This window comes from Buttiauxella sp., from assembly GCF_035271705.1.
GTDB lineage: Bacteria > Pseudomonadota > Gammaproteobacteria > Enterobacterales > Enterobacteriaceae > Buttiauxella.
Genome location: NZ_DATERI010000078.1, coordinates 1 through 13,643, shown reverse-complemented (window position 1 = coordinate 13,643; position 13,643 = coordinate 1). Strand labels below are relative to the sequence as shown.

Here is a 13,643-nt window from a genome sequence, read left to right as displayed (position 1 = left end):
CTGGGTTCGTCGTGTATTGATAAACCTTCGATGCACCACCGGTGGCTAAAACCACAGCTTTCGCACGGCAAGTTTCCACTTTCTCGCGGTTACGGTTCCAGATCCATGCACCCACGACACGTCGCGTTCCTGGCAGACCTATTTTGTCTGAAACAATAAGGTCGACTGCGTTACTACGCTCGATAACACGAATATTAGGATGGTTCAGCGCCTTGCCGACCAGAGTGGTTTCAACTTCTTTACCGGTGGCATCCGCTGCATGGAGAATTCGGCGATGGCTATGCCCACCTTCGCGAGTCAAATGGTAGCTTTCTGCACCATTTGCCTGGATCTCAGTATCAAATAACACACCTTGATCGATTAACCATTGCACGCAATGACGTGCATTGCTGGCAACAAACTCCACCGCTTCTCGATCGCAAATTCCAGCGCCTGCAATCAGCGTATCTTCAACATGTGAATCGATACTATCCGTTTCATCAAACACTGCGGCAATGCCACCCTGAGCATAAAACGTAGAGCCTTCGTTTATTGGCCCTTTACTCAGAACAATAACTTTGCAGTTTTCGGCAAGCCGTAAAGCAAGGGAGAGGCCAGCAGCTCCGCTACCGACGATTAATACATCACAAGCGAGTTCGGAATTTGCGTTCATCGTGTTTAATTTACTAAACAAAGGTTGGGCCAGCATATCACCCGATGTGGGCTGTAACACGCTTTTTTTAAACCTGCGTTATATGAACTAAACAAGAGGAGGGGTGAACTCAGTTTCATCCGAATAATAGCGCTCATAAGCAATTTTTCGTGCCAGCTCACCGTTAGTGGCAGATTTTCTGATGAAAAATCATGATTCATGCGATACTCTGCACGCGTATCGCGATCGCCTTTTAGGATAAAAAAGGTGTCACCGTTTGTGCCATGAAACTTATAATCAAGAAGAGATAATTCGTGGAACAGATCAGGAAAACAACGGCGTAATGGAACTTTGCTCAAATCGAGCGCTCCAACCGTGAACTTGCTCATTTATGCAGAGTTCGGGTGGCTTTTCAATTACGCGTGGAAATAGGTTTGGGGAGACATTACCTCGGATGAGTGAGCAGTTAACGGATCAGGTCCTCGTCGAACGGGTCCAGAAGGGAGATCAGAAGTCATTTAATTTACTGGTGGTTCGCTATCAGCATAAAGTGGCGAGTCTGGTTTCCCGCTATGTACCTTCAGGGGATGTTCCTGACGTGGTGCAGGAGTCTTTCATTAAAGCTTATCGCGCATTGGATTCATTCCGTGGCGATAGTGCGTTTTACACATGGTTGTATCGCATAGCGGTCAACACGGCAAAAAATTATCTGGTTGCTCAGGGTCGTCGTCCTCCATCAAGCGATGTGGATGCAATTGATGCGGAAAACTACGAAAGTGGCAGTGCATTGAAAGAAATTTCGAACCCTGAGAACTTAATGTTGTCTGAAGAACTGAGACAAATAGTTTTCCGTACTATTGAGTCACTCCCGGAAGATTTACGCATGGCAATTACGTTGCGGGAGTTGGATGGTCTGAGCTATGAAGAAATAGCCGCCATCATGGATTGCCCAGTAGGGACTGTACGTTCGCGTATTTTCCGTGCGCGGGAAGCTATTGATAATAAAGTTCAACCGCTTATCAGGCGCTGACGATAGCGGATTACTGGAAGGGTAATTAGGCATGCAGAAAGAACAGCTTTCCGCTTTAATGGATGGGGAAACTCTGGATAGCGAGCTGCTAAGCGTCTTATCACAAGACAAATCATTGCAGCAGCGTTGGGAGAGCTACCACCTAATCCGCGATACTATGCGCGGCGATACCAGTGAATTGCTTCATTTTGATATTGCAGCCAATGTCATGGCAGCGATTGAAAATGAACCTGTGCGTCATGTCACGCCACTTATTACTGAACAGCAGCCTGAACCTCAGCAATGGCAGAAAATGTCGTTCTGGAATAAGGTACGTCCGTGGGCTAGCCAACTTACCCAAGTGGGTGTTGCAGCATGCGTATCGCTTGCGGTAATTGTGGGTGTGCAGCACTATAATGGCCAATCTGACAATCCTGCTCAGCCTGAAGCACCCGTGTTCAACACTTTACCTATGATGGGTAAGGCGAGCCCGGTAAGCTTGGGGGTACCGTCTGACAGTACGGCAAGCACAGGTCAGCAGCAGGTACAGGAACAACGTCGACGTATCAATGCTATGCTGCAAGATTACGAATTGCAGCGTCGTTTACACGCCGAGCAACTCCAGTTTGAACAGGCACAAACCCAGCAAGCTGCGGTACAAGTGCCAGGAAACCAAACGTTAGGAACTCAATCGCAGTAATGAAGCAACTTTGGTATGCACTGTCTCTTATGACAAGCAGCCTGTTGTTCAGCTCAAATGCCTCGGCGGACACTGTTTCGTCCGGGGCATTGTTGCAGCAAATGAACCAGGCGAGTCAGTCACTCAATTATGAGCTGGCATTTATCAGCATTAATAAGCAAGGCATAGAGTCTTTACGCTATCGCCATGCAAGGCTTGATAATCGTCCACTTGCGCAATTGCTTCAGATGGATGGCCCACGCCGAGAAGTTGTCCAGCGTGGCAGTGAAATCAGCTATTTTGAACCGGGACTTGAGCCATTCACGCTTACCGGTGATTACATCGTCGATTCACTCCCATCAATCGTCTATACCGACTTCAAACGTTTGACGCCTTATTACGACTTCATTTCTGTCGGACGGACGCGTATTGCCGACAGGCTTTGCGAAGTGATTCGAGTCGTAGCACGAGATGGCACGCGTTACAGCTATATGGTGTGGATGGACTCAGAAACTAAATTACCGATGCGTGTTGATTTGCTGGATCGTGATGGTGAAACGCTGGAGCAATTCCGCGTAGTCTCCTTTAACGTCAGCAAAGAAGCCAATGGCATGATGCAAAACCTGGCGAAGGCGAGTTTGCCGCCATTGCTGTCAGTACCGGGTTCCGACAAAATCAATTTTTCCTGGACACCCACCTGGTTGCCTCAAGGTTTTAGTGAAGTCTCCAGCAGCCGTCGGCCATTGCCAACTGTCGATGTTCCAATCGAATCACGTCTTTATTCTGACGGTCTGTTCAGCTTCTCGGTCAACATTAGCCGCGCTGCCAGCAATAGCACCGATCAGCTACTGCGTACCGGGCGCCGCACGGTGAGTTCTGAAGTTCGCGATAAAACAGAAATCACGATTGTCGGTGAGCTACCGCCACAAACGGCAAAACGTATCGCTGACAGTATCAAATTCAGGACTACGCAATGATTAAGGAGTGGGCAACCGTCATCTCCTGGCAAAAAGGTGAAGCATTGTTGAGTTGTGACGTAAAAGCGTCATGTAACAGTTGTGCTTCACGCGCGGGCTGCGGCAGCCGTATTCTCAATAAACTCGGGCCACAAACGACACACACCTTATCGGTTGCTTGCGATACGCCGCTGGTGGTGGGTCAAAAAGTCGAGTTGGGTATTGCTGAAAGTAGTCTCATAGGTTCTGCGTTATTGGTTTACATGTCCCCTTTGGTTGGTTTATTTCTGGTTTCGGCCCTGTTTCAGGCGCTGTTTGGAACCAATCTTGCGGCGATTTGTGGTGCTCTGATGGGCGGAGTGGGCGGTTTTCTTATCGCGCGTGGATACTCATTGAAACTCAGTCGCCGTGAAACCTGGCAACCCGTTATTCTCAGCGTCGCGCTACCACCAAATGCTCTTAGAGTCGAAACGACGACTTCTGCGGATAGCCAGTGAAGCCTCTGCTGTCCGTAATCTGTTAGACACACTTTCCATAGGTCATTCATCTCTTAGCAACGCTTGCATGATGACCTGTTTCCTCGCTTTCTCGTTGTAGTGTAGAATGCGGCGTTTCAGGCAAAAGACAGCCATTGACATCACGCTCTGTACAGCGCATTGCGCCGAGCTTTCCCGGATTTGTAAGGCATAAAAACCTCTAACTATGAAGAATATACGTAACTTTTCTATTATTGCCCACATCGACCACGGCAAATCGACGCTGTCTGACCGGATTATTCAAATTTGCGGTGGCCTATCGGATCGTGAAATGGAGGCTCAGGTCCTCGATTCCATGGATCTGGAACGTGAGCGCGGAATTACCATTAAAGCGCAAAGCGTCACGCTGGATTACAAAGCCAATAATGGTGAAACTTATCACCTGAATTTCATCGACACCCCAGGCCACGTTGACTTTTCTTACGAAGTTTCCCGCTCTTTGGCGGCGTGCGAAGGTGCCTTGCTGGTGGTCGATGCTGGTCAGGGCGTAGAAGCCCAGACTCTGGCAAACTGCTATACCGCCATGGAAATGGATCTGGAAGTGGTTCCAGTTCTGAACAAAATTGACCTGCCTGCAGCCGATCCTGAACGCGCTGCGCAGGAAATTGAAGATATCGTTGGCATTGATGCCACAGATGCGGTGCGTTGCTCCGCAAAAACAGGCTTCGGTGTTACGGATGTTCTTGAGCGTCTGGTTCGTGATATCCCAGGGCCTGAAGGTGATCCGGACGCGCCACTGCAGGCACTGATCATTGACTCCTGGTTCGATAACTATCTTGGTGTTGTCTCGTTGGTGCGTATTAAAAACGGCACCATGAAGAAAGGCGATAAAATCAAGGTGATGAGCACCGGCCAGGTCTATAACGCTGACCGTCTGGGGATCTTCACGCCAAAACGTGTTGATCGTGATGTGTTAGGTTGCGGTGAAGTAGGCTGGTTGGTCTGCGCAATCAAAGATATCCTGGGTGCGCCTGTTGGCGATACTTTGACCCTTGCACGTAATCCGGCAGATAAAGCGCTGCCAGGCTTTAAAAAAGTGAAGCCGCAGGTTTATGCGGGTCTGTTCCCGGTAAGTTCTGACGATTACGAAAACTTCCGTGATGCGTTGGGCAAACTGAGTCTGAACGATGCGTCCTTGTTCTATGAACCAGAAAGCTCTACCGCGTTGGGCTTCGGTTTCCGCTGTGGCTTCCTCGGTCTGCTGCACATGGAAATCATTCAGGAACGTCTGGAACGTGAATACGATCTTGATCTGATTACCACAGCACCTACCGTAGTTTACGAAGTGGAAACCACCACGGGTGAGACGATTTATGTTGATAGCCCATCCAAGCTGCCAGCATTGAATAACATTGCTGAGCTGCGTGAGCCGATTGCTGAGTGTCACATGCTGATGCCTCAGGAATATCTGGGTAGCGTTATCACTCTGTGTATTGAGAAGCGTGGCGTACAGACCAACATGGTTTACCACGGTAACCAGGTTGCGCTGACCTATGAAATTCCAATGGCAGAAGTGGTACTCGATTTCTTCGACCGCCTGAAATCAACATCCCGTGGCTACGCTTCCCTGGATTATAACTTCAAACGCTTCCAGACCTCAGACATGGTGCGCGTTGATGTCTTGATTAACGGTGATCGCGTTGATGCCCTGGCATTGATTACCCACCGTGGCAACTCACAGTTCCGTGGACGTCAGTTGGTCGAGAAGATGCAAGAACTGATCCCTCGCCAACAATTCGACATTGCGATTCAGGCGGCAATTGGCGCACATATCATTGCGCGTTCTACCGTGAAACAGTTGCGTAAAAACGTATTGGCAAAATGCTACGGCGGTGACGTAAGCCGTAAGAAAAAGCTGTTGCAGAAACAGAAGGACGGTAAGAAGCGTATGAAGCAAGTCGGTAACGTCGAATTGCCTCAGGAAGCGTTCCTCGCCATTCTGCATGTTGGTAAAGACAGCAAATAAATTAAGGAGTTGGCATGGCGAATATGTTTGCGCTAATCCTCGTGATAGCGACGCTGGTAACGGGTCTTCTATGGTGTATTGATAAATTTATCTTTGCGCCAAAACGTCGGGTAAAACAGGCGGCAGCGCAAGCTGCCACTGGTGATGCACTTGATAGCAAAACGCTAAATAAAGTCGCACCGAAACCAGGTTGGTTAGAAACGGGGGCTTCCGTATTCCCGGTGCTCGCTATCGTCTTGATTATGCGCTCGTTTATTTACGAGCCATTCCAGATTCCATCAGGATCAATGATGCCAACCTTATTAATTGGCGATTTTATTCTGGTGGAGAAATTTGCTTACGGTATTAAAGATCCTATTTACCAGAAAACGCTCATTGAAACGGGTCATCCTAAACGTGGCGATATTGTGGTGTTCAAATATCCACAAGATCCACGTCTTGATTACATCAAGCGTACAGTGGGTTTGCCGGGTGATCGTGTCAGTTATGATCCTATGGCCAAAGAAGTCACTGTTAAGCCAAACTGTAGTTCTGGCCAGGCATGTGATAACGCGCTGGCAATCACTTACAGCAATGTAGAGCCAAGTGATTTTGTGCAAACTTTTGCGCGTCGTAACGGCGGTGAAGCAAACTCTGGTTTCTTCCAGTTACCGTTGAACCAGACCAAAGAAAACGGTATCCGTTTGTCTGAGCGCAAAGAAACACTAGGTGAGGTGAGTCACCGCATTCTGACCGTGCCAATTGCACAGGACCAACTGGGGATGTACTACCAGCAATCGGGCCAACAACTGGCAACGTGGATTGTGCCACCGGGTCATTACTTCATGATGGGTGATAACCGCGATAACAGCGCTGATAGCCGTTATTGGGGTTTTGTTCCTGAGGCGAATCTGGTCGGTAAAGCGACTGGAATCTGGATGAGTTTTGAGAAACAAGAGGGTGAATGGCCAACGGGCGTTCGTTTAAGTCGCATTGGCGGAATTCATTGATCAATTAAATCCATTCAAGTAACGACATACCTTGTCGTTGCGTATAGAATATCCCCCCGTATTTAGGTTGGCTCCCATAAGGGAGCCACGGCAAACGAAACAGCGTTGGTTCTCTTTTTCAGGTCTGTTCCGTGTGCTGAATAATTGACGCATTCATTAATTGGTATCGCATGAACCCCATCGTAATTAATAGGCTGCAGCGTAAGCTGGGCTACACTTTTGTACATCAGGATCTGTTGCAACAGGCATTAACGCATCGCAGTGCCAGCAGCAAACACAATGAGCGTCTTGAGTTTTTAGGCGATTCCATTCTTAGCTACGTTATTGCAAACGCGCTTTACCATCGTTTCCCTCGTGTAGATGAAGGTGATATGAGCCGTATGCGTGCGACGCTGGTGCGCGGAAATACGCTGGCAGAAATTGCTCGCGAATTTGAATTAGGCGAATGTCTGCGCCTTGGGCCGGGCGAATTGAAAAGTGGCGGTTTCCGTCGCGAATCTATCCTGGCCGATACCGTCGAAGCCTTAATTGGTGGCGTGTTCCTCGACAGCGATATCCAGAATATTGAGCGCTTAATTCTTTCCTGGTATCAATCTCGTTTGGATGAAATTAGCCCAGGCGATAAGCAAAAAGACCCTAAGACGCGTCTGCAAGAGTATTTGCAGGGTCGCCACTTGCCACTGCCATCTTATTTGGTTGTGCAGGTTCGTGGTGAAGCGCACGATCAGGAATTTACCATTCACTGTCAGGTGAGTGGCCTGCCTGAGCCGGTGATTGGCACCGGTTCAAGCCGCCGTAAAGCGGAACAGGCTGCAGCTGAGCAGGCGCTTATAAAGCTGGAGCTGGAATAATGAGCGAAGAACAAACCTTTTGCGGATTCGTGGCCATCGTTGGTCGCCCGAATGTCGGCAAATCCACGCTGCTAAACCAGTTGCTTGGGCAAAAAATCTCTATCACTTCCCGTAAAGCGCAGACCACCCGTCACCGCATTATGGGTATCCATACCGAAGGCCCGTATCAGGCGATTTACGTTGATACCCCAGGGCTGCATATGGAAGAAAAACGCGCGATCAACCGCTTGATGAACAAAGCCGCTAGCAGCTCTATCGGTGACGTTGAGCTGGTTATCTTCGTGGTTGAAGGAACGAAGTGGACCGCAGATGATGAGATGGTACTCAACAAGCTGCGCGACGCTCGGGCACCGGTGATTCTGGCGGTGAACAAAGTCGATAACGTTCAGGACAAAAGCATTTTGCTGCCACACCTGCAATTCCTTGGCAGCCAGATGAACTTCCTCGATATCGTGCCTATTTCTGCGGAACATGGCATGAACGTGGACACAATCGCCAGCATCGTTCGTAAACGTCTGCCGGAAGCCATTCATCACTTCCCGGAAGATTACATCACCGACCGTTCTCAGCGTTTCATGGCCTCTGAAATCATCCGTGAAAAACTGATGCGTTTCCTTGGTGCGGAATTACCGTATTCCGTGACCGTTGAAATTGAACAGTTTGTGACTAACGCCCGTGGCGGTTATGACATCAATGGTTTGATTCTGGTTGAACGTGAAGGCCAGAAGAAAATGGTTATTGGCAACAAGGGTGCCAAAATCAAAACCATCGGTATCGAAGCGCGTAAAGACATGGAAGATATGTTCGAAGCTAAAATTCACCTGGAACTGTGGGTGAAGGTTAAATCTGGCTGGGCAGATGACGAGCGCGCGCTGCGCAGCCTCGGCTACACAGACGACTAACCGATGGAAGGCTGGCAGCGGGCGTTTGTCCTTCATAGTCGCCCCTGGAGCGAAACCAGCCTTCTGCTTGACCTCTTTTCCGAAGAGTCCGGGCGCATTCGTTTAATTGCGAAAGGCGCTCGTTCTCGTCGTTCCAACCTCAAAGGGACGCTACAACCCTTTACCCCCCTGTTAGTTCGCTGGGGCGGCCGTGGTGAAGTCAAAACACTACGCAGCGCCGAAGCAGTCTCACTGGCACTTCCTCTAAGTGGCATAACGCTCTATAGCGGCCTGTACGTGAATGAACTGGTTTCACGTGTGCTGGAAGATGAAACGCGTTTCTCCGAACTATTCTTCGATTACCTCCACTGTATTCAGGCATTAGCAGGAACGAGCGGTTCACCGGAACCGGCTTTGCGTCGTTTTGAGCTGGCTCTGCTGGGGCACCTGGGATATGGCGTGGATTTCTTGCACTGTGCAGGAAGCGGGGAAGAGGTCAGCGACACCATGACTTATCGCTATCGTGAAGAGAAAGGGTTTATCGCAAGCCTGGTAGTGGATAACCGCAGTTTCACGGGCCATGAATTGAAAGCCCTCGCGAACCGCGAATTTCCTGATATCGCCACCTTACGCGCGGCGAAACGCTTTACCCGTATGGCATTGAAACCTTATCTGGGCGGAAAACCCCTTAAAAGCCGCGAATTATTTCGCCAGTTTGTGCCGAAAAAATCACCACTTAAATCCCCTCAAGACCCACAATAACGCCTGGCCGTAGCCATGCTTTCCTTACCGGGTGTAAACTGCCGGAACTCAAACCTATTCTGACCTCGAGGATTGTCATGGCTGAATTACTGTTAGGCGTAAACATCGATCACATCGCAACTTTGCGTAACGCACGTGGCACGGCATATCCTGACCCCGTGCAGGCGGCATTTATTTGCGAGCAAGCAGGTGCTGACGGTATTACGGTTCACCTGCGTGAAGATCGCCGTCATATCACTGACCGCGATGTACGCCTCCTGCGCCAGACCCTCGACACGCGTATGAATCTGGAAATGGCTGTCACTGAAGAGATGATTGATATCGCTTGTGACACCCAACCGCATTTCTGTTGCCTGGTGCCGGAAAAGCGCCAGGAAGTGACGACCGAAGGTGGGCTGGATGTCGCCGGTCAACTGGATAAAATGCGTGATGCCTGCAAACGTCTGGCCGACGCTGGTATTTTGGTTTCCCTGTTTATTGATGCTGACCACGCGCAAATTGATGCCGCCGTGGCGGTTGGCGCACCGTATATCGAAATTCATACCGGTTGCTACGCCGATGCAAAAGACGAAGCGACTCAGGCCAAAGAACTGGCGCGTATCGCTGAAGCCGCGACCTACGCCGCAGGAAAAGGCCTGAAAGTGAATGCTGGGCATGGTTTGACTTATCACAACGTGAAAGCCATTGCTCGCCTGCCTGAAATGCACGAGTTGAATATCGGCCATGCAATTATCGGCCGTGCGGTAATGAGCGGTTTGAAAGAGGCCGTGGCAGAAATGAAACGTCTGATGCAGGAAGCGCGTAGCTAATGGCAATTCTCGGCCTTGGCACTGATATCGTTGAGATAGCGCGTATTGAAAGCGTTATCTCGCGTTCAGGTGACCGACTGGCGAAGCGCGTGCTCAGTGCCAATGAATGGCTGCAATATCAAGCGCACCAGCAACCGGTGCGCTTTCTCGCTAAACGTTTTGCGGTAAAAGAAGCGGCGGCCAAAGCATTTGGCACCGGGATCCGTAACGGCCTGGCGTTTAATCAGTTCGAAGTGTTTAACGATCCGTTGGGTAAACCGCAGTTACGCTTTTGGGAAGAGGCCGAGCGAGTCGCGCAAAGAATGGGGGTGCGTTCAGTGCACGTTACGCTTGCTGATGAACGCCATTATGCCTGCGCGACCGTCATCATTGAGAATTAATACCCTTCATACTTCAAGCTGCCTCTTTGTTGGCTGCGTTCACTCACCCAAATCACTTACTTTAGTAAGCTCATCGGGATTAATGAGAGACTCCTGTCTCTCACCGGAGGCCAGCCTTTGGCTGGTCAAATTCGTTCCCGACGAATTTGTTGTTTTCTTGCCGCCGCGACGCATCTCGAATTATTTTGGGTATGGGGATCAAAGCTTATCGGCGTGGTGCAGTTGAACAAATTTGTCCCATAGTTGCTCTTCGTTCTCGATATGTGCCGGATCGCTGATAATGGTATTTGGGATCGGGCAAACTTTCTGGCAGGTGGGTGTTTCGTAGTGCCCGACGCATTCTGTGCAGCGATCAGTATTGATCTCATAAATGCTGTCTCCCATGGAAATGGCCTCGTTCGGGCACTCTGGCTCGCACATATCGCAGTTAATACATTTTTTAGTGATGAGCAGCGCCATGGGAAGATCTCGATAACAACAGAAACAGGGCGGGCATTATACGCCCAATCTCCGGTCAAACCAGTTTTTTTACCAGTGCTTCACTGTGGCGGATCCGCTCCGGTGCGTGTTCGAGATCGCGCTGTACTAACGCCATAAACAGAAGATCGGTGAGCATCATCTGCGCACTGGTCGATGAAATCGCCGCGCTGCGCGTCGCTTGTTCTTCGGCGATGGTGTACAGGCAGAGCGAGGCTCGTTGCTGTAAAGCGTTGGGCGTAAAGCCGGTAATGGCGAGTATTTTTGCTCCGGTGCGCAGTGTTTCATCGGCGGCGAGATTGATCTCACGCCGTTCACCAGAATAGGAAATCGCCAACAGTACATCGTCACTGCTTGAGGCTTGCGCCGTCGCCAGTAATGCGTGCATGTCTTGCTCGGCTACAGCGTTAATCCCAATTTTCATTAGCTTCCAGGCAAAATTCTTAGCGACTAAGCCGGACGCGCCAATGCCTACCAACAGCACACGTCGTGCGTTTCGCAACATCTCTACGCTCGCCAGCAGCTTTTCTTCGCTGTTAACATCAAGCGTGGCGTGCATCGCCGACAAATTATCCTTAATGAGTTTTTCCCCCACTAAACGCAGCGGATCATCACCCAAAATAAGATTATGAACCGGGACGGATTGGGGTTCCTGGCCGCTGGCCAGCGCTTCACTGATGGCCAGTTTGAGGGCTGGAAACCCCTTAAAACCCAGCTTTTGGGAAAACTTCACCACGCTCGACTGACTCACACCTGCTTCGGCTGCAAGCTGCTGTGAACTTAAATGACGCGCGTAGTCGGGTTTCTCCAGCAAAAAATCAGCCAGTCTACGGTCGCTTTGTGCCAGGGTTGGGTAGCGGCTTCGAATACGCAGTAAGCAGTTCATTTCCTCTCCAGAGCGTCGGGTCAATTATGTGAGCGATTCCATAATAACGTAAATTACACTCGCCTGAATGAATTTAATATTCCATTATATAAAAACTTTAAGGAATTAAATATTCAAAGGTGCATGATGAATCTTGGCTCACTCGTTTCTGAAACTCGTAATCCACACACTATGGATCTCGATTGCCTCTCCACGCTTGAAATGGTCCAGCGCTTTAATCAACAGGACGCTCTGGTCGCAGCAGCAGTTGAAAAAACGTTGCCGGAAGTGGCCAAAGCCGTCGATGCGGCAAGTGCCTCGCTACAAGCGGGTGGCCGGTTGATTTACATGGGCGCGGGAACCAGTGGGCGCTTGGGTGTACTGGATGCCTCAGAATGCCCGCCGACCTTTGGCGTTCCACATGGTCTGGTGATTGGTTTAATCGCGGGTGGCCCTGGCGCATTACTCAAAGCGGTCGAAGGAGCTGAAGATAATCAGCAATTGGGCGAGGATGACCTGAAAGCCCTTACGCTAACAGCAAACGACATGGTTGTTGGACTTGCAGCATCAGGGCGTACACCTTATGTGATGGGGGGATTGCGCTATGCCCGTAACCTGGGTTGTCGCACAGCAGCCATTTCCTGTAACCCGGGTTCAGCCATCGCACAGGAAGCTGAAATTGCGATTTCCCCCGTTGTTGGGCCAGAAGCGTTGACCGGCTCCACACGTCTGAAATCAGGTACCGCGCAAAAATTGGTGCTGAATATGATTTCCACCGGCGCGATGGTGAAGTTGGGTAAGGTCTACCAGAACCTGATGGTTGATATGAAAGCCACCAATATTAAGTTGGTAGACCGTGCGTGCCGTATCGTTGTTGAAGCGACTGGCGCGACGCGTATCGATGCCGAAAACGCGCTCAAACAGACTGATTACGAAGTTAAGCCAGCCATTTTAATGATACTCACCGGTGTTGATGCAAAGACGGCGTATGCACGTCTGGCAGACAGTAGTGGTTATCTTCGCCCAGCCCTTAGCCAATCCCATTAGGCTATAACAATAAGCAGGCACTGAATCATGGATAAGACAGCGACACTCGCCAGTGAAATATTGTCAGGAATCGGTGGGCAGGGGAATATCACCCGTCTGGAAAACTGCATGACCCGCGTGCGGGTTGAAGTTAATGACGTAAGCCTGCTTGATATTGCGCGTCTGAAAAAACTGCCGGGTGTCAGCGGCTACGTAAAACAGGGTGAGCAGCACCAGCTGATTGTTGGGCCGGGTCGTGCGGCGCAAGTGGTGGATGCCATGCGTGAATTGTTGCAAAGCCGCGGCCAGACTCTCTCAAGCGAAGATGATATTGCGCAGAATAAAGCGCAGGCAAAAGCCCGGTATCAGGCGCCAATGAGCGAGGCATTGCGTAAGCTGGCGAACGTTTTTATTCCATTGATTCCTGCTTTTATTGCATCGGGGCTTATCACCGGGATCATCAACATCCTCAAGCGCCCAGATATTGTGGGTGACCTTGCCACGCAATACCCCAATATTCTCGGCTTGCTCGCCATCTTTGGTAGCGCAGTGTTTGCTATCATGAATATTCTGGTGGGCGTTAATGCCGCGAAAGTGTTCGGCGGTTCGATGGCGATGGGCGGTGTGATGGCCGGGATTCTTTCCAGCCCGCAACTGGCGCAAATCCACCTGTTTGGCGAAAACCTGCAACCGGGGCGCGGCGGGGTTATCGCGGTGTTGCTGGTGGTGGCGCTGATGTGCTGGATTGAAAAACGGTTACGCAAGTTATTGCCAGGTTCAATTGAGCTGATCCTCAACCCACTGCTGACCACCTTAATTACTGCAT

Annotated in this window: 18 protein-coding genes; 14 read left to right on the top strand and 4 right to left on the bottom strand. The window is 50.2% G+C overall.

The features are described from left to right. Positions 1-652 (bottom strand): FAD-dependent oxidoreductase (locus VJY99_RS06920; protein WP_324117327.1); only part of this gene is annotated, 652 nt, incomplete at its 3' end. Between the two features lie 5 nt (positions 653-657). Then, a complete protein-coding gene (locus tag VJY99_RS06915; protein WP_324117326.1) occupies positions 658-1,020 on the bottom strand; it encodes a hypothetical protein in 363 nt (120 codons plus the stop codon). Here VJY99_RS06915 and VJY99_RS19655 point away from each other — a divergent pair. From VJY99_RS19655 to acpS, 12 genes are all read left to right on the top strand, one after another. Then, the gene (locus VJY99_RS19655; protein ID WP_370090880.1) at positions 1,007-1,063 is read left to right on the top strand and encodes a hypothetical protein; all 57 of its coding nucleotides are present in this window, start codon (positions 1,007-1,009) and stop codon (positions 1,061-1,063) included. The genes VJY99_RS06915 and VJY99_RS19655 overlap by 14 nt on opposite strands. A gap of 22 nt (positions 1,064-1,085) precedes the next feature. Further along, a complete protein-coding gene (rpoE, locus tag VJY99_RS06910; RefSeq protein WP_016537822.1) occupies positions 1,086-1,661 on the top strand; it encodes an RNA polymerase sigma factor RpoE in 576 nt (191 codons plus the stop codon). Positions 1,662-1,692: 31 nt separating this feature from the next. Then, positions 1,693-2,340 carry an anti-sigma-E factor RseA gene (rseA, locus tag VJY99_RS06905; protein ID WP_324117325.1) on the top strand — a complete coding sequence of 216 codons (648 nt, stop codon included), beginning with the start codon at positions 1,693-1,695 and terminating at the stop codon, positions 2,338-2,340. Then, on the top strand, positions 2,340-3,296 hold the full coding sequence (gene rseB, locus VJY99_RS06900; RefSeq protein ID WP_324117324.1) for a sigma-E factor regulatory protein RseB: 957 nt from the start codon (positions 2,340-2,342) through the stop codon (positions 3,294-3,296). The genes rseA and rseB overlap by 1 nt, the downstream gene beginning before the upstream one ends. Further along, the gene (gene rseC / locus VJY99_RS06895) at positions 3,293-3,772 is read left to right on the top strand and encodes a SoxR-reducing system protein RseC (protein ID WP_324117323.1); all 480 of its coding nucleotides are present in this window, start codon (positions 3,293-3,295) and stop codon (positions 3,770-3,772) included. Before rseB ends, rseC begins: the two co-directional genes overlap by 4 nt. Before the next feature lie 205 nt (positions 3,773-3,977). Continuing rightward, positions 3,978-5,777: a translation elongation factor 4 gene (gene lepA / locus VJY99_RS06890; protein ID WP_324117322.1), complete on the top strand. Its 1,800-nt coding sequence runs from the start codon at positions 3,978-3,980 to the stop codon at positions 5,775-5,777. 14 nt (positions 5,778-5,791) lie between these two features. Further along, positions 5,792-6,766, top strand: coding sequence for a signal peptidase I (gene lepB, locus VJY99_RS06885; protein ID WP_324117321.1), 975 nt, complete (start codon positions 5,792-5,794; stop codon positions 6,764-6,766). Positions 6,767-6,936: 170 nt separating this feature from the next. Further along, a complete protein-coding gene (rnc, locus tag VJY99_RS06880; RefSeq protein WP_324117320.1) occupies positions 6,937-7,617 on the top strand; it encodes a ribonuclease III in 681 nt (226 codons plus the stop codon). Continuing rightward, entirely contained in the window at positions 7,617-8,519 is a 903-nt protein-coding gene (gene era / locus VJY99_RS06875; RefSeq protein ID WP_324117319.1) for a GTPase Era, read from the top strand. Before rnc ends, era begins: the two co-directional genes overlap by 1 nt. 3 nt (positions 8,520-8,522) lie before the next feature. After that, a complete protein-coding gene (recO, locus tag VJY99_RS06870; protein ID WP_324117318.1) occupies positions 8,523-9,260 on the top strand; it encodes a DNA repair protein RecO in 738 nt (245 codons plus the stop codon). A 77-nt stretch (positions 9,261-9,337) separates the two neighbouring features. Then, the gene (gene pdxJ, locus VJY99_RS06865; protein WP_324117317.1) at positions 9,338-10,069 is read left to right on the top strand and encodes a pyridoxine 5'-phosphate synthase; all 732 of its coding nucleotides are present in this window, start codon (positions 9,338-9,340) and stop codon (positions 10,067-10,069) included. Further along, positions 10,069-10,449 carry a holo-ACP synthase gene (acpS, locus tag VJY99_RS06860; RefSeq protein WP_064544373.1) on the top strand — a complete coding sequence of 127 codons (381 nt, stop codon included), beginning with the start codon at positions 10,069-10,071 and terminating at the stop codon, positions 10,447-10,449. The genes pdxJ and acpS overlap by 1 nt, the downstream gene beginning before the upstream one ends. 198 nt (positions 10,450-10,647) lie before the next feature. Here acpS and VJY99_RS06855 read toward each other — a convergent pair whose 3' ends face one another. After that, the gene (locus tag VJY99_RS06855) at positions 10,648-10,908 is read right to left on the bottom strand and encodes a YfhL family 4Fe-4S dicluster ferredoxin (RefSeq protein ID WP_034497739.1); all 261 of its coding nucleotides are present in this window, start codon (positions 10,906-10,908) and stop codon (positions 10,648-10,650) included. A 55-nt stretch (positions 10,909-10,963) separates the two neighbouring features. Then, positions 10,964-11,812 carry a MurR/RpiR family transcriptional regulator gene (locus tag VJY99_RS06850; RefSeq protein WP_324117316.1) on the bottom strand — a complete coding sequence of 283 codons (849 nt, stop codon included), beginning with the start codon at positions 11,810-11,812 and terminating at the stop codon, positions 10,964-10,966. A 126-nt stretch (positions 11,813-11,938) separates the two neighbouring features. Here VJY99_RS06850 and murQ point away from each other — a divergent pair, with 126 nt between their 5' ends. Then, a complete protein-coding gene (murQ, locus tag VJY99_RS06845) occupies positions 11,939-12,838 on the top strand; it encodes an N-acetylmuramic acid 6-phosphate etherase (protein WP_324117328.1) in 900 nt (299 codons plus the stop codon). Positions 12,839-12,865: 27 nt separating this feature from the next. Beyond that, positions 12,866-13,643 (top strand): PTS transporter subunit EIIC (locus VJY99_RS06840; RefSeq protein ID WP_324117315.1); only part of this gene is annotated, 778 nt, incomplete at its 3' end.

What these genes read in the sequence shown, in the direction of transcription:
- VJY99_RS06855 (WP_034497739.1), bottom strand. Translation starts at nt 10,908, where the DNA reads ATGGCGCTGCTCATCACTAAAAAATGTATTAACTGCGATATGTGCGAG.
- recO (WP_324117318.1), top strand. Translation starts at nt 8,523, where the DNA reads ATGGAAGGCTGGCAGCGGGCGTTTGTCCTTCATAGTCGCCCCTGGAGC.
- lepA (WP_324117322.1), top strand. Translation starts at nt 3,978, where the DNA reads ATGAAGAATATACGTAACTTTTCTATTATTGCCCACATCGACCACGGC.
- acpS (WP_064544373.1), top strand. Translation starts at nt 10,069, where the DNA reads ATGGCAATTCTCGGCCTTGGCACTGATATCGTTGAGATAGCGCGTATT.
- VJY99_RS06915 (WP_324117326.1), bottom strand. Translation starts at nt 1,020, where the DNA reads ATGAGCAAGTTCACGGTTGGAGCGCTCGATTTGAGCAAAGTTCCATTA.
- pdxJ (WP_324117317.1), top strand. Translation starts at nt 9,338, where the DNA reads ATGGCTGAATTACTGTTAGGCGTAAACATCGATCACATCGCAACTTTG.
- era (WP_324117319.1), top strand. Translation starts at nt 7,617, where the DNA reads ATGAGCGAAGAACAAACCTTTTGCGGATTCGTGGCCATCGTTGGTCGC.
- rseC (WP_324117323.1), top strand. Translation starts at nt 3,293, where the DNA reads ATGATTAAGGAGTGGGCAACCGTCATCTCCTGGCAAAAAGGTGAAGCA.
- rpoE (WP_016537822.1), top strand. Translation starts at nt 1,086, where the DNA reads ATGAGTGAGCAGTTAACGGATCAGGTCCTCGTCGAACGGGTCCAGAAG.
- murQ (WP_324117328.1), top strand. Translation starts at nt 11,939, where the DNA reads ATGAATCTTGGCTCACTCGTTTCTGAAACTCGTAATCCACACACTATG.
- VJY99_RS06850 (WP_324117316.1), bottom strand. Translation starts at nt 11,812, where the DNA reads ATGAACTGCTTACTGCGTATTCGAAGCCGCTACCCAACCCTGGCACAA.
- rseB (WP_324117324.1), top strand. Translation starts at nt 2,340, where the DNA reads ATGAAGCAACTTTGGTATGCACTGTCTCTTATGACAAGCAGCCTGTTG.
- rseA (WP_324117325.1), top strand. Translation starts at nt 1,693, where the DNA reads ATGCAGAAAGAACAGCTTTCCGCTTTAATGGATGGGGAAACTCTGGAT.
- lepB (WP_324117321.1), top strand. Translation starts at nt 5,792, where the DNA reads ATGGCGAATATGTTTGCGCTAATCCTCGTGATAGCGACGCTGGTAACG.
- rnc (WP_324117320.1), top strand. Translation starts at nt 6,937, where the DNA reads ATGAACCCCATCGTAATTAATAGGCTGCAGCGTAAGCTGGGCTACACT.